We start from the raw sequence: 16772 nt of genomic DNA, 5'->3' as shown, positions 1-16772 counted from the left end.
CGAGTCGGCCGGGTCCGGCGAGTAGAAGCTCCGCCCGCTCGGCGCCCACCAGCCGGCGTCGCCTTCGGAGTGCAGGTAACGCCCGTCGGACTCGAACATCGCGTCGGTCGTCCTGCCGCCGTACAGCTTGGAGACCAGCGCCGGGGTGAACGCCAGCTTGTGGCTCTGGAACGGCAGCGCCAGCGGCTCCAGCCGGCCGAGCGGGCCCGCGCTCGTGATGGACGCCAACCGCAACCGCTCGGCGATCGCGTTCGACGCGCTTGGAGGCCTTCCAGAAGGAGCTCGGGGAACGCACGGCGGCGAAGGGCCTGGGCTCGAACAGGAAGAAGGGCACCGGGATCAACTACGCCAGGGAGACGTACGCCAAGGTCAGGACCAGGTTCGGGAAACTGGCCCAGTCCACCGCATCTCACTCGAAGGCATCCAGGTCCACCACACCTTCGACGAGCTGGCCAAGAACCCGGCGCAGGCGCTCGAGACCACCAACCTGAGCTTCCAGCAGGGCCACGCGGGCTCGAAGGGATCGGCGCACAACTTCGCGCACGAGGTGAACAAGGCCCACGCGGCCGGCGTCAAGAATCCGGGCCAGCACGTCAAGACCACGATGGCGGCCGAAGGGGTGCAGCCGAGGGTGCCGGAGTTCAGCCCCGCGCCGCACGTGCCGCACGCCCCGCACGCCCCGAAGGTGCCCATGGGCAAGAAGATCGGCGGCTGGATCGGCCTGGCGATCGGCGTGGGGATCTCGGGCTACGTCCTGCTGGAGACCGGGGACGTCTACGCCGCGGGACAGGCGGTCAACCCCGCGGCCAACACCACCGGAAGGTGCTCAGCGACTGGCTCACCCCTGCGGCCAAGTGACCTGCCCGGCCCGGCGGGCTCCTTGCCTCTCTTGAGAGGAGATCCACAAGCATGAGCAGGTACGTGGGGTTACCCGTTCAGCCACGCGTTGATGAGTTGTTCGGCCGTGGTGCGCACCCAGTCCCACACCTCCGCCGGGGGATGCCCGAGGAGCGCGGCCACCAGCAGCCCGCCGCCGATCAGCGCCGGCACGAACAGGAGATCGCCGGAGCTCGGATCCGCGCTCGAATCGCGCCTGCGCCGTCGCCGGAGCTGATCGTCTCGTTCCCACCGGTCGAGGAAATCCTGATGCTGTCGTTGGTGCCAGCTGCCGTTCATGCGCGTCCCCACTCCGAGATGCCACGGTGGTATCCCACCGCACATATGACGCTACAGACCGTCAAGTTGTTCACGCCGGCTGCCACACGCCATGGCGCGGGCCGAACCCGGCGACCGCCCGGCTGGAGCGCCTGGCGTTGGTCGTTCTTCCCCCGAAGCGTGACGAGCTCTCCCATCCCGCCTCTCGACGCGATCGGCATTCCAGCGGCCACCGCGCGATCTCACGCTGAGTGAGGCGAGCTCGCGGCCAGGGCTGCCGCGCTGGTCCGCAGCTTCGCCACGATGATGACCGACCGGCGACGGCCACCTGCTCGACGACCGGATCGCCGCCGCCGAACCGGGAGCCGCGCCCTACCTGGCCATCTTCGCCACCGGACTCCGGCTGGCGCGTAACGCCAAGATGGTGAGATCCCGCGCTCGGAGGCAGGTCACGTCCCGGTTCGTCGTCGAGATGGTCACCTCAACGGGCCAGCGGTGCCGTTCCCACCGCGCTCGATCAGGTACTGCTCTTCGAGATCCGCCGCAACATCACCTTCGGCCTCGAAAAGACCGGTGGACCAGGGAATCGGACATGGCGAACGATGATCAGGATCAGGGCACAGCAGGCGTTGCACCCTTTGCTCAATGTCCCGTGCCTGCTCGGCGGTCGCGTACATCTCTACGCGCAGCTCCCACCCCACCCGATCTCCGTCCACGGTCTTCCATTCTCTTGCGCACAGTCGAAGGCCTCGACGCGAGCATGACGCTCTTCGACCCGCACAACAATCCAATTTCGGGCGAACACAGCACGGCCGAGCAGACATGGGCATGCCGGGGCACCAGGAGGTACACGGCCGGGACGGTTCGTGGTGAGCGCGCTCGACATGGCGGCGACCTGCGCAGTGGCGTCTCGGCCTTGAGCGTGCGCTGATCGCCGAGACATGAGGTGACAGATCGACATGGGGCGCGCCAGAATGCGGGAGCCGTCCACCGTCTACCGCAACTGGAGGAATTTCCTATGCGCCGACCCCTTGGGTTACTCGCCGCAGCCGCTGCCCTGGCCACGTTCGCCGTGCCCGTGAGTACGGCGCAGGCTGTCACGGCGTCTCCGGCTTCCGGTGTCGGCCGGTACGGCTCGTCCAGCCTGTTCGGGCCGGCCGCCACGTCGTCGGTATCCGGCGCCGCCAGAGTGGGCACGGCGCGGGAGAACCTGGTCGTGCGGCTGGTCAATGCGCGGCGGGCGAAGAAGAAGGGGTGCCGGGCGCTCAAGCACCACCCGCAACTCCACCGGGCCGCCCGCGGGCACTCGGCCGACATGGCGGAGCACAACTACTTCTCGAGCACCTCCCGCGACGGCCGATCCTTCATCGACCGCATCAAGGAGGCCGGCTTCACCGGCGGCACCGGGTGGGCGGAGAACATCGCCAAGGGCCAGCGCACCCCGGCCGCGGTCGTGCAGTCCTGGATGGACGCCTCCGGAACCAAGGCCAGCATCATGAACTGCAGGTTCACCTTCATCGGGGTCGGCGCGGTCGAGGACTCCGACGGCGCGATCTACTGGGTCCAGGACTTCGCCGCCGCCAAGTGACCCGCTTCGTGGTGAGCCGGTGGAAGAAGATCGCAGGCGGCCTGTTTCGCCGGCGGTGGGAGCGCAGCCCGTCCATCAACGGATCGAGCGCGTGCAGGTCGTCGCCGGATCGCCTCTCCGGCGAGAGCGGGCCGGTGCTGGTGCCCGAGCGGGCCGGCCGCATCTCCGGCAGCCTGGACGACATGATCATCAGCTTGTACGCGCATGGCACGAGCGTGCGCGACAACCACAGCGTCCAGGCCAAGCCCGCCCATCTGGCCGTCGGCATCGGCGCCGACGGCGGGAAGCACATCCCGGGGATCCGGCCCGCCAAGACCCCGCTACCGCCGGTGAATCGGCCCGCTGCCGGACCACGGTGATGACCGGCCTGCGCAACAGGGGCGTGCCCGACATACTGATCGCCTCCACCGACGGCCTGAACGGCCTCGCGGACGCCATCCACCACGCTTCCCGCACACCACCGTGCAGACCTCAGCCATCGGCCCGGACATGATCATCTTTGATCGCCGTGCGGTGCCGCCGTCCTGGCGATGTCGTGGCCGGCAGCCGGACGCCGTGAAGGGAAACGAGGTGGGTGGTCACGGCGGCGGAGGCGGCGACGAGCAGGTGTGCGTCGTTCCCCCGCCGGAAGCAGGCATCGCCGCTCGGTTGTGACCGGCCATCGGGTCTCTCACCGGTGGACGCCACGAGCCGTCCGGGGCAGCGGAAGCGCTGTCACGTCGCCGCCTGGTTCACGTCAGCAGAGCACTACCTTGTCGAACACGGCGGCGTACGTCGACTCGTACCTCCTCGTCGCATCCGGGGAGAGCGCCTTGCAGGTGCTGTCAGGGGAGAACTTCCACACGACCTTGATGTCGTACGTCCAGGCGCAGTCGTTCCTGATCTTCACCCACACGTTGCCCGTCAGTTCACGGCCGCCATCAACCTTCTTGATGCAGTCCGCTGCCTGTGCGCTCTGCGCGCTCACGCTGCTCGCCCCGGCGGCCAGTAGGAGCGCGGCGCCCGCGGTCACCGCCAATGCCTTGAGACTGGTCCTCATCACACAACCCCTTCAACGAAGATTGTTTCGTTCAGAGGACACAGTAGGGACGGCCGCCATACGGGCGGTACAAATCCGCCATAAAGTGCTCATCGCCTGGAGCCTGACGTTCCGCCCGCTCAGGTCGGACAAGCCCTTGTGCGCGTTCAACAACGACCAGTCGTCCGCCCCCGGATCCACGTACAAGATCTCTGCGGCGGTGCCTGGAGATCAGGTTGGTGGCGATGCCGAACAGCCAGGGCCGCAGGTCTCCGCGTTCCGGGTCGTACCGGTCGCGCCGGTGGTCACGATCATCCATCCTTCGCCGGAGGCCGCAATCGTCTTCCCGCGCGTCCGACAAGGAGGGGCTGGGGTTGCTGACCAGCGTGCATTCCAGCAACGCCCGGCCGGCATCCCCTCACTGACCGCCTTCACCCGTCATGCGGCTACTTCCCATAGCCGCATGGTCCTGAAATGTGCATTTTGGGATATCATCGCTATATGGCGATAGATAGTGATGGCGGGCGATGCGTGAGTGCCGGGATCGCGGCAGGTGTCTCCCCGGCGGCGGCGCTGTTCCACTCCCTGGCCGAGGAGACACGGCTGCGCATCGTGCAGCGACTGACGCGGGGTGAGGCCCGCGTGGTCGACCTGACCGCCGAGCTCGGGCTGGCCCAGTCCACCGTGTCCAAGCACCTGGCCTGCCTGCGCGACTGCGGCCTGGTCGACTACCGGGCGGAAGGCAGGCAGTCGTTCTACTCCCTGACCCGGCCGGAGCTGATGGACCTGCTGGCCGCGGCGCAACACCTGCTCGCCGCCACCGGTCACATGGTGAGCCTGTGTCCCGCTCTGGACGACGAGGCCGCCCAGCTGGTGGCCGACGGGGAGCCGGTACCGTGACCGCGCTGAACCTGCCCGGCACCGGTCCCGCCCCCTCCCGGCGGGCCACGCTGCAGCGCCGGATCCGGCTGCTGGTCGCCGCCACCATCACGTACAACGTGATCGAGGCCGCGGTCGCCATCACCGCCGGCACCGTCGCCTCCTCGGCGGCACTGATCGGCTTCGGGCTCGACTCGATCGTCGAGGTCGCCTCGGCCGCGGCGGTGGCGTGGCAGTTCTCCGCCGCCGACCACGAGCGCCGGGAGAAGGCCGCGCTGCGTGTGATCGCGATCAGCTTCTTCGCCCTGGCCGCGTACGTCACCTTCGACGCCGTCCGCGCCCTGTTCGGAGTCGGCCAGGCCGAGCACTCCACGCCGGGGCTGATCCTGGCGGCGCTCTCCCTGATGATCATGCCCTTCCTGTCGTACGCCCAGCGGCGTGCGGGCCGGGAGCTTGGCTCCGCCTCGGCGGTGGCCGACTCCAAGCAGACGCTGCTGTGCACGTACCTGTCGGCCGTACTGCTGGTGGGGCTGGCACTCAACAGCCTGTTCGGCTGGTCGTGGGCCGACCCGATCGCCGCTCTGGTCATCGCCGCCGTCGCGGTCAAGGAGGGCCGCGAGGCCTGGCGCGGCGACGCCTGCTGCGCCGTGCCCGCCGCCACGGCCCGCGGCGCGTCTTCCGCCAGTGCCGGCGACGCGGATGGGTGCTCCGACGGCTGCTGCGGGCCCGCCGCTCCTGAGCGGTGACGGGCGAGCAGCCCGCCTACCGGCCCGCCGTGACCTGTCAATCACGTTGCGGCAGATCGGTGTGGCTGGTTTGGTTCGTCATGCTCGTGGCCGGCATGGCGGAGGTGACGTGATCATCAGGTACGTGAGGTGCGGATGGCCAGGCGGCCGTAGGGAAGCTCTCCGGTGACCTCGACGTGCAGCCCGCCCGGGCGAGGGCGGCCCGGCACCTTGCAGGTCACGCGGCCCCATTCGGTGCGGACTCCGTCGGTGTTCGCGCTCGCGCCGGCGGGCAGGATGATCAGGGCGCGGCCGTACGCGAGCCGGAGCTCGATGTCGACGCGTCCGTACGGGACGTGGGCCTGGGACAGGTCGAGCCGCACGTTGCCGTACTCGGAGTCGACGTGCAGCCGGCGCGGGACCTGCCAGTCGCCGGTCCGCGTGAGGCGTCCGCCTACGGACTCCAGCCGGACCAGCTCGTCGCCCGGCAGGTCGGCGACGATCGGCTCCAGCTCGTGGGAGGAGGTGGCGGTGAGCGCCCGTTCGAGCCGGATCTCCAGTTCGGCCGGGTCGAGCCGGCCGTCGGCGTACGCCTGCTGGACGAGCTCCACGGCCCTGTCGCGGTCCAGGTCGGAGATGGGGGTCATCGGCTGACAGCTCTCTTGTACAGCCGCGTGGCCAGCGGCGCGAACACGACCAGGAGCAGGACCGACCAGAGCAGCGACACCGGCACCGCGTGCCGGAGCGGCCAGGCGGTGGGCGCCGGCATGGCCGCGCTGATGTTGCCGAACAGTTCGCGGGCGGCCTGGACGAGCGTGGAGACCGGGTTCCATTCGGCGACCACCCGCAGCGGGCCGGGTAGGCGCGTGCTGTCCACGAAGGCGTTGGACAGGAAGATCAGCGGGAACGACAGGAGAGTCGCCACGTTGTTGAAGACCTCCGGGGTGCGCAGGGCCAGCGCGACGGTCGCCGTCACCCAGGAGAAGGCGTAGGCGAACAGCAGCAGCAACAGGAACCCGGCAGCGCCCTCCAGCGGTGAGCTGTGGATGCGCCAGCCCACCAGCAGCCCGACGAGCGCCATGGTGACGATGCTGGTCACGTTCATGATCAGGTCGGCGGCGGTCTGGCCGGTCAGCACGGCCGAGGGTGACATCGGCAGGGTGCGGAAGCGGTCGAAGATGCCCTTCCGCAGGTCCTGCGTCAGGGTGTAGCCGGTGATCTGCGCGCTGCTGACGATCGTCATGACGAAGATCCCGGGGAGCAGGTACTCGCCGTACGACATGCCGGGCAGCTCGATCATGCTGCCGAAGACGTAGGTGAACAGCAGCACGAACACGACCGGCAGCATGACCACGCCACCCAGCAGGTCGGGGGCGCGCCGGATCTTCAACGCGTTGCGCTTGGTGATCGTCATGCCGTCGGCGACGGCGATCTGCAGGGCGTTCATCGGGCGTTCTCCTTCACCGTCTCTTCGGCCTGGTGTCCCGTGAGGCTCAGGAAGACGTCGTCCAGGGTGGGCCTGCGCAGGCCGGCGTCGCGTACGGCGATCCGGTCGGCGGCCAGGTGCCCGAGCGCGCTGGTCAGCGTGGCGGCGCCGCCGTCGACCGGGATCGTCAGCCGCAGGGCGGCGGCGTCGATCCGCATGTCGCCGGCGGCCAGCGGTGTCAGCGTGCGCGTGGCGGTGCGCAGGTCCGCCGCGCTCGTCACCGACAGCTCGATGCGGTCGCCGCCGACCTGGTCCTTGAGCTGGTCGGCGGTGCCGAGCGCGATCACGCGGCCGTGGTCGACCACGGCGATGCGGTGGGCGAGCCGGTCGGCCTCCTCCATGTACTGGGTGGTGAGCAGAACCGTGGTGCCGCCACCCACGAGCTCACCGATGACCTCCCACAGGCTCGCCCGGGCCCGCGGGTCCAGGCCGGTCGTGGGCTCGTCGAGGAACAGCACCGGCGGGTCGGCGACCAGCGCGCCGGCCAGGTCGAGCCGCCGCCGCATGCCGCCCGAGTAGCCCTGCACCGGGCGGTCGGCGGCCTCGCCGAGATCGAAGCGTTCGAGCAGCTCGCGGGCGCGCTGCCGGCTGCGCTTGACGCCCAGATGGTAGAGGCGGCCGACCATCTCCAGGTTCTCGGCGCCGGTGAGGTGGTCGTCGACGGCGGCGTACTGGCCGGAGGCGCCGATGCGGGCGCGCAGCCGGGAGGCGTCGCGGACGACGTCGAGCCCCGCCACCCGGGCGTGCCCGGCGTCCGGTTTCAGTAACGTCGTCAAGATTCGCACGGTGGTGGTCTTGCCGGCTCCGTTCGGGCCGAGCAGCCCGAACACGGTCCCCTCGGGAACGGTCAGTTCCATCCCGTCGAGGGCGGTCAGCTCGCCGTACTTCTTGACCAGGCCCTCGGCCACGATCGCGTCGGTCACGGAGGTCTCCTTCGGCCGTCAGGAACGGTGGATGACGATGTCGCCGTGGTCGGTATGGGCCCGCACCTCGACGACCGGATCCGCTTCATCGGGGGCGTCGCTGGCATCGAGGGAGACGTCCACGGTGCCGTAGGTGGAGCTCACGTCCAGCCAGGCGGCGGTGCCTCTGCGGACGCCGAGGTCGAGGCCGCCGCCGGTGGTCTCCATGACGATCGAGCCGGACACCGCCTCGCCGATCCGCACGTCGGCGTACGCGGTCTTGGCGGTGACGCCGGCCAGGGCCCGGTCGACGGTGATGTCGCCGTGGGCGCTGTTGAGCCGCAGCTCGCCGGTCACCTCCCGGACCCGGACGTGGCCGTGGGCGCTGCTGACCGCGGCGGCGCCCTCGATCAGGCCGATGTCGATGGCGCCGTGGGGCGCGGTGATGTCGGCGGGCCCGCAGGCGCGGGTGACGGTGACATCGCCGTAGGTGCTCTTCAGCCGCAGCCGGTCGGCCTGCTCGACCTGAAGGTCGCCGTAGGAGGTGGACAGCGACACTTCGCCGAGCGGTCCCCGGCACACGACGGTCCCGGCCGTCTTGACGTCGAGGCGGGAGCCGGCCGGCAGGTCGATCGTCACGTCGATCGAGCCCGGGCCGAGCACCAGCGAGCGTGCCCAGTCCTTGGGCGACTCGACGAGCTTGCCGAGCGACAGCCCCCAGTCGGAGCCCCAGCCGGCGTGTTCCTTGTCGGTCCGCACCAGGAGCCTGCCGTTGGCGTAGTCGACCCGGGTGCGCAGCGCGGCCTGCATGTCGGCGTCGTTGTGGGCGTCGCTCGGGCGCACCTCGACGACGGTGTCGGCGCGGTCGCTCGCGTTGATCCGGATGGTGGCGGTCGCCGTCTCGAGAACGGCGGCGATGGGCTCAGAGGTGTCGAAGGTCGGCATACCGATTCCCCCGTCGTGGGTTGTCGTGGTCATCAGCGCACCCAGCCGCTGTAGCGGTTGCCGGACTGCTGAGCGGGGCGCCGGCCGGCACGGTCGCCGGCGGCGCCGGGATCGAGCGCGGCGGAGACGGCCCGCACCAGCCAGGCGTTGACCGACAGCCCGTCCCGGGCCGCCGCCTCCTCGATACGGGGCTTGAGGTGCTCGGGGACCCGGAGCGAGATCCGGGACGTGCCGCCCTCGTCGCCATCCGGAGGCGGGGGCAGGGGCGGGGCCTGAGATCTCTCGATCCGGCCGAGCTCGCTCTCCTCCGACGGCCGGGCGGCCGGCGGTGGTGTCACGACGAAATCAGGGTCGCGGCCGCGCAGGCGCACCTCCACCGAGCCGGGGGTGAGGTCGTGCGTGATCTCGTCCGCGGCGGCGGACAGGGCTTCGAGCAGCGCGAGCCGGGTGGCCGATTCGAGCGTCGCGGCGAGACGTTCGGCCAGCGCACGAGCTTCCTCGCCACCGGCACCCGCCGCGATGGCGAGCTCGCGGCGGAGGTGATCCACATACGGCGCAAGGTCCATGACGCCATAGTGGCATCACAGTGATGTCACTGCAAGCCCAAGAGGGGTGCATGTGGCGTCGTTTTGATGTCATGCGCCCGCTCTGCTGGGACGCCGGGTCCTTGTCAGGCACACCAGCGAGCGTTTGTTCACCGGCGCCGAGGCGGCCAAGGCCAGCCTCGACAAGCTCCTCGGCCCTGGTCGGCGGCCCGCCCGCCGCGCCGATGACGACCTCGGCCGCAAGGCCGCTCGGTCAGCGGGTCACCGGGAGCGGGCCTCGGTCGGGGGTGAAGAGCTGGTCGTCGAGGTGGTCGACGGCGTAGTCGATCGCGCCGGTCACCACGCACTCGTCGCCCAGGGTGGAGGCGCGGACCTCGGGCATGCGCATGCACCTGCGCTCCAGCCGGTCGCGCAGCGGCCCGAGCAGCACGTCGGCGGAGCGGGAGAAGCCGCCGCCCAGCACCACGACCTCCGGGTCCAGCAGGAGGACCATCGCGGCGGTGCCGACCACGAGGTCGTCGATGTACCGGCCGACCGCCTCCAGCGCCACCGGGTCGCCGTTCCTGGCGGCGGCGAGCGTGTAGCCCGCCGCGTCCTCCGGCGGGGTGCCCTCCGGGACCGACGCGCAGGTGTTGAGGTGTTCGGGGGCGTCGAACCAGCGGGCCTCGGGCAGCATCGCGATCTCGCCCGACGCCGCGCCGAACCCCCTGTGTACCTTCCCGCCGATGATCAGGCCGGCGCCCATCCGCCTGCCGACGTGGAGGAACACGACGTCCTTGGCGCCCCGGGCCGCGCCGCGGCGGTGCTCGGCCATGGCGGCGAGCCGGCTGTCGTTCTCGATCAGCACCTGGCAGGGGAAGATCTCCCGCAGCTTGCCGGCCAGGTCGAGATCGCGCCAGGCGGGCACCGCCGCCGAGTAGACGACCCGCCCCTCGACGTCGATCACGCCGATGGTGCCGAAGGCGATGGTCCACACGTCCTCGATCGCCGTACGGCTGAGCGCGAGGCAGCCGGAGACCGCACGTTGGATCGCGGCCAGCCGTTCCTCCAGCGTGGCGTCGAGCTGTACGGGCTGGCGGGTCTCGGCCAGGATCACGCCGTCGAGGTCGGACAGGGCGGCCCGGATGTTGTAACCCCCTATGTCGACGCCCACCAGATAGCCGCTGTCGGCGCGGAAGCGGTAGCGGCGAGCGGGCCTGCCCATGCTGCCGGGGCTCGGCGGCACCTCCTCCACCCAGCCCAGCTCCATGAGCTCGTCGGCGACCTCCTTCATGGAGGGACGCGACAGGCCGGTGCGCTCGGCCAGCGCGGACAGGGTGAGCGGCCCCGCTCCGCGCATCGCCCTGATGGCGGTCAGGGAGTTGAGCTGCCGCAGCCGGGACAGGTCGCCCCCGCGTAGGTCCGCCATCACCCTCCTTAATGTGGGTCTCCTCCGTAAGCTCCAGATTATGCCAGCGTTCGAGCGGTGATCATAGAGCGGTTGGCTGGCATTAACCCGGAAATCAGGGCATTGACCCTCCGACAAGCCCGGTGCTACTAATGAAGCGCTCCTTCGTAAGTTGAGTGGAAATGAGGACTGATGTCGTTCACTGACATCGGCGAGACCAGGTGCCGTCCCGATGAGGCGCGGGTGTTCGAGCACGGCTGGCAGTCGTGGAGCCCCACCGGCGCCTACCGGCTGGACGACAGCCCGCCGCGCCCCGCCGACGAGACGATCCAGATCCTCTGCTACCGGCCGGAGACGCCGATCCCCGCAGGCGTCTTCCAGGGCGAGGGGCTGCTGGCCGTCGACCCGGGCGACGGGTCCGTCGAGCTGTGGTCCGCGCCGAACCCGCTCCAGGTGCCTTCGATCAGGGCGCGGCGCGTAGGCCCGGACCGCCTGGTGATCTCCGCGAACGGCCCGGTCCGCCACCACCGCGCCGAGGGCGGTCTCGACGCCGCCCTCCGCGAGTGGGCCACGACCGTCGCCGCCGGGCATGCCCCGGCCTCCTTCCCGGCGGTCCCGCCCATGTGGTGCACCTGGTACGGCTACTGGGGCAAGGTCACCGACGCCGACGTGATCGAGAACCTGGAGCTGTCCGAGCGGCTCGGCCTGGGCGCGGACATGTTCCTCATCGACGACGGCTACGAGGCGGAGATCGGCGACTGGCTGGAGCCACGACCGGAGTTCGGCTCGCTGGCACGCGCCGTGGACGCCGTGACCGCCGCCGGCCGGCGGACCGGCATCTGGACCGCGCCGTTCCTGGTCGGCCACCGCAGCCGGATCTTCAGGGAACACCCGGAATGGCTGGTCGGCGGCGCGTACGCCGGCCGCATGTGGGACCAGGAGCTGGCGGTGCTCGACGTCACCCACCCCGGGGCGGCCGAGCACGTGGTGAACGTCTTCCGCACGTTCGCCGCGATGGGCATCAGCCACTTCAAGCTCGACTTCGTCTACGCCGGCGCCCTGGCCGGAACCCGGCACGAGGACGTCGCCCCGATCACGGCGTACCGCAGGGGCCTGGAGCTGATCCGCGAGGGCGCGGGCCGCGACGCCACCCTGCACGGATGCGGCGCGCCGATGCTGCCCAGCATCGGCCTGGTCGACATCATGCGGGTCAGCCCCGACATCGCGCCCACCCTGCACCCCAAGTCGGGCGACATCAGCCAGCCGTCGCAGCTCGGCGCGCGGCTCACCGGCGCGGCCCGCGAGTTCCTGCACGCCCGCTGGTGGGTCAACGACCCCGACTGCATCATCGTGCGCCCCGAGGTGGAGGCCAGGCAGGAGTGGGCGGCCCACATCGAGGCGACCGGCGGCCTGCGCGGGGCGAGCGACCCGATCGCCGCGCTGGACGACTGGGGCCTGGAGACGACCAGGCGGCTCATGGTGCCCACCACGACGGACCCGTCGTGACCAGCGGAACCCTCCCCGACGTCGCCCAGCGCGAGCGCGCGGAGCGGAAGGGCGCGAAGGCGCGCCGGCGGACGGCCGGCTGGCACGCCTACCTGTTCATCGGGCCCAGCCTGTTCGGTGTCGTGGCGTTCCTGCTGCTGCCGATGGTGATCGTGCTCGTCCTCAGCCTGTTCGACTGGGAGCTGCTGTCCGCCCCCGAGTTCGTCGGCCTGGACAACTACCGGCGGCTGCTCGGCGACGGCGAGACCTGGCACTCGCTCCTGGTGAGCGTCGTCTACGTCCTGCTCTGCATCCCGCTCCAGACCGTGCTCGCGCTGGCCATGGCGATGCTGCTCAACCGGCCCGTCAAGGGCGTCAGGTTCTTCCGGTCGCTGTACGTGGTGCCGTGGATGGCCACGCCGATCGTGCTCGGACTGATCTGGAACTGGATCTTCGACCCCCGCGACGGCGCGCTCAACAGCGCGCTCGGGCTCGTCGGCATCACGGGCCCCGACTGGCTGTCCGACCCCTCGTGGGCGCTGCCCGCCGTCGCGCTGGTCAGCGTCTGGCAGCACACCGGCTACAACATGCTGTTCTTCCTGGCCGGCCTGCAGAGCATCCCGAAGGAGCTGCACGACGCCGCCTCGACCGACGGCGCCACCCCGGCGCAGCGGTTCTGGCGGGTGACGCTGCCGCTGCTCAACCCCACGATGTTCTTCGTCACGGTGACGAATCTGATCGGGGCCTTCCAGGTGTTCGACACGGTCTACGCGATGACGGCCGGCGGGCCGGGCCGCAGCACCGAGGTCATCAACTTCCGGATCTTCGAGACGGCCTTCAAACAGTTCGACTTCGGCTACGCCTCCACGCTGTCGATGCTGCTCTTCGTGATCATCCTGGTGGTGACGCTGGCGCAGGTCAGGTTCTTCGGCAAGCGCACGACCTATGACCTTAGCTGAGGGTTCACATGACCAAGCGCGTTCTGCTCTACCTCACCCTCGCCGCCGGCGCGTTCGTCTCGGTCTTCCCGTACCTGCTCGTGGTGCTGACGGCCGTCAAGACGCAGGCCCAGCTCAGCTCCACCGCCCCCTGGCTGCCGCCGCTGCCGCCGACCGCCGACAACCTGACCGAGATGCTGGCCGGCGACTTCCCCCGCTACGTGTTCAACACGGCCCTGATGACGCTGGCGCTGACGGCGGGGCAGCTCGTGTTCACCACGTTCGCCGCCTACGCGTTCGCGCGGCTGCGCTTCAGGGGCAGGGACGTGCTGTTCTGGCTGTACGTCGCGACCATGATGGTGCCGAGCGCCGTCACCATGATCCCGCTGTTCCTCATCATGCGGGAGCTCGGGCTGGTCAACACCTGGTACGGCCTGCTCGCCCCGTACGTGCTCGGCACCCCGTACGGCATCTTCCTGATGCGCCAGTTCTTCAAGGGCCTGCCTGCCGGGCTGGAGGAGGCCGCGCGGATCGACGGGGCCGGGCCGCTCGCGATCCTCGTGCGGATCATGCTGCCGCTCTGCCGCCCGGCGCTCGGCACGCTGGCGATCATCACCGTGATCTCCTCCTGGAACAGCTTCCTGTGGCCGCTCATCATCACCAGCGGCGACGAGACCAAGGTGATCACCGTCGCGATCGCCACCCTCAAGTCGGGCATCGGCGTGGACTACAACCTCATGATGGCCGGCAGCCTCATCGCGCTCGCGCCCATGGTGGCCGTCTTCATCTTCTTCCAGAAGCACATCGTCAGGTCGGTGGCTCTCACCGGCCTCAAATAGAAGAGGTCAGCGAATGTCGCACAACCCCCCGATTCGCTGGGCCGGGGCGCTGCTCGGCGCCGCCCTGCTCACGCTCACCGCCTGCGGCACGGGCGGCGGCGGTGACGCGGAAAAGGTCACGTTGACGTACCGGCTCTGGGACGAGCAGCAGAAGGCCGGCTACGAGAAGGTCATGGCGGCCTTCGAGCAGGCCAATCCGGGCATCGACGTCAAGATCGAGCTGCTGCCGTACGACCAGTACTGGACCAAGCTCACCGCCGACGCGGTCGCCGGCACCGCGCCCGACGTGTTCTGGATGACCCCCACCCAGTTCCCCGAGTACGTCACCAAGGGCGTGCTCGCCCCCGTCGAGGCCGGCGACACGGCCAAGTACCACCAGACCGTCGTCCAGTCGTTCACCTACCAGAACAAGCTGTACGGCGTGCCCAAGGACTGGGGCATCGTCGGCCTGCTCTACAACAAGGATCTGTTCGCCAAGGCCGGCGTGGAGATGCCGGACAAGCTCACCTGGGCCGCCGACGGCTCCGGCAGCCTGCTCGACACGGCCCGCAAGCTCACCGTGGACGAGGCCGGCAAGCACCCCGACGAGGCCGGGTTCGACCCCGCCAAGGTCACGACGTACGGGTTCGCGTCCTGGAACCACTACCAGACGCAGTGGATGAACTGGGTTGGCTCCAACGGCGGCAAGCTCGTGGACAAGCCCTTCGGGACGTACACCTTCAACGACGCGGCCTCCGTGCAGGCGCTGCAGTTCGGCGTGGACCTGATCAACAAGCACCACGTGTCGCCGCCGGCCACGCAGACCAACCCGCCGACCGGCAAGGTCACCGACATGTTCAAGGCGGGCAAGGTCGCGATGTTCCCGGCCAACAACGCGCTGCTGCCGTTCGTCGCCCCCGAGGCCACCTTCGAGGTCGGCGTCGCCCTCATGCCCGAGGGCCCGGCCGGCCGCTCGGTCAACCTCAACGGGCTCGCCGAGGCCGTCCACGCCAAGAGCAAGCACCCCAAGGAGGCCATGAAGCTGGCCGCCTGGCTCGGCACCGAGCAGCCGCAGAAGATGATGGCCGACGGCGGCTACGTCTTCCCCGCCATCACCAGCCTGGCCCAGGGCTACGTCGACTACTGGAAGTCCAAGAAGCTCGACGTCTCGCCGTTCCTGGAGGAGTCGAAGGGCACCACGTTCCCGCTGCCGATCACCACCGGCTTCACCGGCTTCGAGACCAAGCTCAACCAGATCTTCAACGAGATGTACCTCGGCAAGCTCACCCCGCAGCAGGCCGCCGACCAGGCCGTCTCCGAGGGCAACGCCTCCATCAAGTAAAGGAAGAACATGATCACCCGGCGCGCGTTGTTCGCCGGGGGCGCCAGCCTGGGATTGTCCGCCGCACTGGGTGCCTCACCCGTGCGCGCGGCGGTCCGGCGCGCCCCCGTGTCCGACCCCTTCCAGCTCGGCGTCGCCTCCGGCGAGCCCACGCCCGACGGCGTCGTGTTATGGACCAGGCTCGCCATGAACCCGATCGCGCTCGACGGCCTCGGCGGCATGCCGGGCCGCCCGGTACCGGTGCAGTGGCAGCTCGCCTCCGACGAGAACTTCAAGCATGTCGTACGCCGGGGCACAGAGGTGGCCCTGCCCGAGTCGGCCCACAGCGTGCACGTCGAGCTCGACGGGCTCCGGCCGGGCGCGGAGTACTTCTACCGCTTCAAGGCTGGCGGCGAGCTCAGCCCCGTCGGCCGCACCCTCACCGCCCCCGCCCCCGGCACCCGCGGCAGGCCGCTGAACCTCTCCTTCACCTCCTGCGCCGACTACCAGACCGGCTGGTTCACCCCGTACCGCAGGATGGCCGAGGACCAGCCCGACCTGATCGCCTTCCTCGGCGACTACATCTACGAGTACGGCGACTACAAGTACCCCGTACGCGACCAGGCCGGCGGCGAATGCCTCGACCTCGCCGGATACCGGCTGCGCCACGCCCAGCACAAGGCCGACCCGGAGTCACAGCTCGCGCACGCCATCGCCCCCTGGGTCGTGGTCTGGGACGACCACGACATCGAGAACGGCTGGGCCGGCGACGTGCCCGAGCAGCCCGACCCGCCCTTCCTCCAGCGCCGGGCCGCGGCCTTCCAGGCCTACTACGAGAACATGCCGCTGCGCCGCGCGCAGAAGCCGAACGGCTCCTCGTTACGGCTGCACCGGTCCATCCGCTGGGGCGCGGTCGCCAACCTGCACCTGCTCGACACCCGCCAGTACCGCGACCTGTACGCCTGCACCGGCAGGAGCGGCACGATCGGCCCCGACTGCCAGGAGCGCTTCGCCCCGAACCGCACGATCCTCGGCCAGGAGCAGGAGAGCTGGCTCGACGGCGAGCTCAAGCGCTCCGAGGCCACCTGGGACCTGCTCGGCCAGCAGGTCTTCCTCATGGAGATGGACTGGACCAACGGCGAGGGCAAGGGCTACTCCAACGAGGGCTGGGACGGCTACGTCGCCTCCCGCAACCGGCTGACCGCCGCCATCGACTCCTACAAGCGCAACGCGGTCGTGCTCACCGGCGACGTGCACTCCCACTGGGCCGGCGAGATCAAGCGCGACCACCAGGACCCCGAGTCCAAGTCGGTCGCCGTCGAGCTGGTCACCACGTCGGTGACGAGCGCGGGCAACGGTCTCGACGAGTACCCGAACACGCAGATCCTGCTCGACGAGAACCCGCACGTGAAGTTCTTCAACGGCCGCCGCGGCTACGTCCGTACCAGGATCAGCCAGCAGGAGATGCAGGTCGACTTCCGCTCGGTGTCCCGCGTCACCGAGCCCTACGCCCCGGCCTACACCTCCGGCCGGTTCGTCATCGAGCCGGGCCGCCCGGCACTCCACCCAGCCTGACGGGA

20 protein-coding genes are annotated in these 16772 nt (G+C 69.9%); 10 read left to right on the top strand and 10 right to left on the bottom strand.

Going from position 1 to position 16772, the window contains the following annotated elements; translation table 11 throughout:
- Positions 1 to 145 precede the first annotated feature (145 nt).
- Positions 146 to 913, top strand: a complete 768-nt coding sequence (locus AB0I79_RS53240) for a hypothetical protein (RefSeq protein WP_357891580.1) — start codon at positions 146 to 148, stop codon at positions 911 to 913.
- A gap of 14 nt (positions 914 to 927) precedes the next feature.
- On the opposite strand, the gene AB0I79_RS53235 is transcribed toward AB0I79_RS53240, so the two are convergent.
- Complete coding sequence (locus tag AB0I79_RS53235) at positions 928 to 1176, bottom strand: hypothetical protein (protein ID WP_357891576.1); 249 nt, start codon at positions 1174 to 1176, stop codon at positions 928 to 930.
- A 455-nt stretch (positions 1177 to 1631) separates the two neighbouring features.
- Complete coding sequence (locus tag AB0I79_RS53230; protein WP_357891573.1) at positions 1632 to 1832, bottom strand: hypothetical protein; 201 nt, start codon at positions 1830 to 1832, stop codon at positions 1632 to 1634.
- 341 nt (positions 1833 to 2173) lie between these two features.
- Between AB0I79_RS53230 and AB0I79_RS53225 the strand changes: the two genes are divergently transcribed.
- Complete coding sequence (locus tag AB0I79_RS53225) at positions 2174 to 2743, top strand: CAP domain-containing protein (RefSeq protein WP_357891570.1); 570 nt, start codon at positions 2174 to 2176, stop codon at positions 2741 to 2743.
- Positions 2740 to 3102 carry a hypothetical protein gene (locus AB0I79_RS53220; protein WP_357891567.1) on the top strand — a complete coding sequence of 121 codons (363 nt, stop codon included), beginning with the start codon at positions 2740 to 2742 and terminating at the stop codon, positions 3100 to 3102. Before AB0I79_RS53225 ends, AB0I79_RS53220 begins: the two co-directional genes overlap by 4 nt.
- A 377-nt stretch (positions 3103 to 3479) precedes the next feature.
- Here the strand turns inward: AB0I79_RS53220 and AB0I79_RS53215 are convergent, their stop codons facing one another.
- Together AB0I79_RS53215 and AB0I79_RS53210 are read right to left on the bottom strand one after the other, a co-directional pair.
- Complete coding sequence (locus AB0I79_RS53215; protein ID WP_357891564.1) at positions 3480 to 3782, bottom strand: hypothetical protein; 303 nt, start codon at positions 3780 to 3782, stop codon at positions 3480 to 3482.
- Positions 3783 to 3813: 31 nt separating this feature from the next.
- The gene (locus AB0I79_RS53210) at positions 3814 to 4080 is read right to left on the bottom strand and encodes a sigma factor (RefSeq protein WP_357891561.1); all 267 of its coding nucleotides are present in this window, start codon (positions 4078 to 4080) and stop codon (positions 3814 to 3816) included.
- Between the two features lie 182 nt (positions 4081 to 4262).
- Here AB0I79_RS53210 and AB0I79_RS53205 point away from each other — a divergent pair, with 182 nt between their 5' ends.
- Both AB0I79_RS53205 and AB0I79_RS53200 read left to right on the top strand, forming a co-directional pair.
- Positions 4263 to 4661 carry a metalloregulator ArsR/SmtB family transcription factor gene (locus AB0I79_RS53205; RefSeq protein WP_357891558.1) on the top strand — a complete coding sequence of 133 codons (399 nt, stop codon included), beginning with the start codon at positions 4263 to 4265 and terminating at the stop codon, positions 4659 to 4661.
- Positions 4658 to 5386 carry a cation transporter gene (locus tag AB0I79_RS53200; RefSeq protein ID WP_357891555.1) on the top strand — a complete coding sequence of 243 codons (729 nt, stop codon included), beginning with the start codon at positions 4658 to 4660 and terminating at the stop codon, positions 5384 to 5386. The genes AB0I79_RS53205 and AB0I79_RS53200 overlap by 4 nt, the downstream gene beginning before the upstream one ends.
- A 116-nt stretch (positions 5387 to 5502) precedes the next feature.
- Here AB0I79_RS53200 and AB0I79_RS53195 read toward each other — a convergent pair whose 3' ends face one another.
- The 6 genes from AB0I79_RS53195 to AB0I79_RS53170 all read right to left on the bottom strand — a co-directional run bounded on the left by AB0I79_RS53195 (position 5503) and on the right by AB0I79_RS53170 (position 10651).
- Positions 5503 to 6012 (bottom strand): DUF1707 domain-containing protein, encoded by a 510-nt coding sequence (locus AB0I79_RS53195; RefSeq protein WP_357891552.1) that lies wholly within the window; start codon positions 6010 to 6012, stop codon positions 5503 to 5505.
- Positions 6009 to 6812: an ABC transporter permease gene (locus tag AB0I79_RS53190; RefSeq protein WP_357891549.1), complete on the bottom strand. Its 804-nt coding sequence runs from the start codon at positions 6810 to 6812 to the stop codon at positions 6009 to 6011. The genes AB0I79_RS53195 and AB0I79_RS53190 overlap by 4 nt, the downstream gene beginning before the upstream one ends.
- On the bottom strand, positions 6809 to 7774 hold the full coding sequence (locus AB0I79_RS53185; protein ID WP_357891546.1) for an ATP-binding cassette domain-containing protein: 966 nt from the start codon (positions 7772 to 7774) through the stop codon (positions 6809 to 6811). Before AB0I79_RS53185 ends, AB0I79_RS53190 begins: the two co-directional genes overlap by 4 nt.
- Positions 7775 to 7792: 18 nt before the next feature.
- Positions 7793 to 8731, bottom strand: a complete 939-nt coding sequence (locus AB0I79_RS53180) for a DUF4097 family beta strand repeat-containing protein (protein ID WP_357891543.1) — start codon at positions 8729 to 8731, stop codon at positions 7793 to 7795.
- Positions 8731 to 9264, bottom strand: coding sequence for a hypothetical protein (locus AB0I79_RS53175; protein ID WP_357891540.1), 534 nt, complete (start codon positions 9262 to 9264; stop codon positions 8731 to 8733). Before AB0I79_RS53175 ends, AB0I79_RS53180 begins: the two co-directional genes overlap by 1 nt.
- 232 nt (positions 9265 to 9496) lie before the next feature.
- On the bottom strand, positions 9497 to 10651 hold the full coding sequence (locus AB0I79_RS53170) for an ROK family protein (protein ID WP_357891537.1): 1155 nt from the start codon (positions 10649 to 10651) through the stop codon (positions 9497 to 9499).
- A gap of 171 nt (positions 10652 to 10822) precedes the next feature.
- Between AB0I79_RS53170 and AB0I79_RS53165 the strand changes: the two genes are divergently transcribed.
- From AB0I79_RS53165 to AB0I79_RS53145, 5 genes are read left to right on the top strand one after another with little or no spacing between them, the layout of a single operon-like run.
- Positions 10823 to 12136, top strand: coding sequence for a glycoside hydrolase family 36 protein (locus AB0I79_RS53165; RefSeq protein ID WP_357891534.1), 1314 nt, complete (start codon positions 10823 to 10825; stop codon positions 12134 to 12136).
- Positions 12133 to 13074 (top strand): sugar ABC transporter permease, encoded by a 942-nt coding sequence (locus AB0I79_RS53160; protein ID WP_357891531.1) that lies wholly within the window; start codon positions 12133 to 12135, stop codon positions 13072 to 13074. Before AB0I79_RS53165 ends, AB0I79_RS53160 begins: the two co-directional genes overlap by 4 nt.
- An 8-nt stretch (positions 13075 to 13082) precedes the next feature.
- The gene (locus AB0I79_RS53155) at positions 13083 to 13892 is read left to right on the top strand and encodes a carbohydrate ABC transporter permease (protein ID WP_357891528.1); all 810 of its coding nucleotides are present in this window, start codon (positions 13083 to 13085) and stop codon (positions 13890 to 13892) included.
- Positions 13893 to 13905: 13 nt separating this feature from the next.
- Complete coding sequence (locus tag AB0I79_RS53150; protein ID WP_357891525.1) at positions 13906 to 15213, top strand: sugar ABC transporter substrate-binding protein; 1308 nt, start codon at positions 13906 to 13908, stop codon at positions 15211 to 15213.
- Positions 15214 to 15222: 9 nt separating this feature from the next.
- On the top strand, positions 15223 to 16767 hold the full coding sequence (locus AB0I79_RS53145) for an alkaline phosphatase D family protein (protein ID WP_357891522.1): 1545 nt from the start codon (positions 15223 to 15225) through the stop codon (positions 16765 to 16767).
- The last annotated feature ends 5 nt before the right edge of the window (positions 16768 to 16772 follow it).

Origin of the sequence: Nonomuraea sp. NPDC050202 (genome assembly GCF_040656115.1) — a bacterium.
Taxonomy (GTDB): Bacteria; Actinomycetota; Actinomycetes; order Streptosporangiales; family Streptosporangiaceae; genus Nonomuraea.
This window is presented reverse-complemented; position numbering and strand designations above follow the sequence as displayed.

What these genes read in the sequence shown, in the direction of transcription:
- AB0I79_RS53235 (WP_357891576.1), bottom strand. Translation starts at nt 1,176, where the DNA reads ATGAACGGCAGCTGGCACCAACGACAGCATCAGGATTTCCTCGACCGG.
- AB0I79_RS53230 (WP_357891573.1), bottom strand. Translation starts at nt 1,832, where the DNA reads ATGTACGCGACCGCCGAGCAGGCACGGGACATTGAGCAAAGGGTGCAA.
- AB0I79_RS53225 (WP_357891570.1), top strand. Translation starts at nt 2,174, where the DNA reads ATGCGCCGACCCCTTGGGTTACTCGCCGCAGCCGCTGCCCTGGCCACG.
- AB0I79_RS53215 (WP_357891564.1), bottom strand. Translation starts at nt 3,782, where the DNA reads ATGAGGACCAGTCTCAAGGCATTGGCGGTGACCGCGGGCGCCGCGCTC.
- AB0I79_RS53210 (WP_357891561.1), bottom strand. Translation starts at nt 4,080, where the DNA reads ATGGATGATCGTGACCACCGGCGCGACCGGTACGACCCGGAACGCGGA.
- AB0I79_RS53205 (WP_357891558.1), top strand. Translation starts at nt 4,263, where the DNA reads ATGGCGATAGATAGTGATGGCGGGCGATGCGTGAGTGCCGGGATCGCG.
- AB0I79_RS53195 (WP_357891552.1), bottom strand. Translation starts at nt 6,012, where the DNA reads ATGACCCCCATCTCCGACCTGGACCGCGACAGGGCCGTGGAGCTCGTC.
- AB0I79_RS53190 (WP_357891549.1), bottom strand. Translation starts at nt 6,812, where the DNA reads ATGAACGCCCTGCAGATCGCCGTCGCCGACGGCATGACGATCACCAAG.
- AB0I79_RS53180 (WP_357891543.1), bottom strand. Translation starts at nt 8,731, where the DNA reads ATGACCACGACAACCCACGACGGGGGAATCGGTATGCCGACCTTCGAC.
- AB0I79_RS53175 (WP_357891540.1), bottom strand. Translation starts at nt 9,264, where the DNA reads ATGGACCTTGCGCCGTATGTGGATCACCTCCGCCGCGAGCTCGCCATC.
- AB0I79_RS53170 (WP_357891537.1), bottom strand. Translation starts at nt 10,651, where the DNA reads ATGGCGGACCTACGCGGGGGCGACCTGTCCCGGCTGCGGCAGCTCAAC.
- AB0I79_RS53165 (WP_357891534.1), top strand. Translation starts at nt 10,823, where the DNA reads ATGTCGTTCACTGACATCGGCGAGACCAGGTGCCGTCCCGATGAGGCG.
- AB0I79_RS53155 (WP_357891528.1), top strand. Translation starts at nt 13,083, where the DNA reads ATGACCAAGCGCGTTCTGCTCTACCTCACCCTCGCCGCCGGCGCGTTC.
- AB0I79_RS53150 (WP_357891525.1), top strand. Translation starts at nt 13,906, where the DNA reads ATGTCGCACAACCCCCCGATTCGCTGGGCCGGGGCGCTGCTCGGCGCC.
- AB0I79_RS53145 (WP_357891522.1), top strand. Translation starts at nt 15,223, where the DNA reads ATGATCACCCGGCGCGCGTTGTTCGCCGGGGGCGCCAGCCTGGGATTG.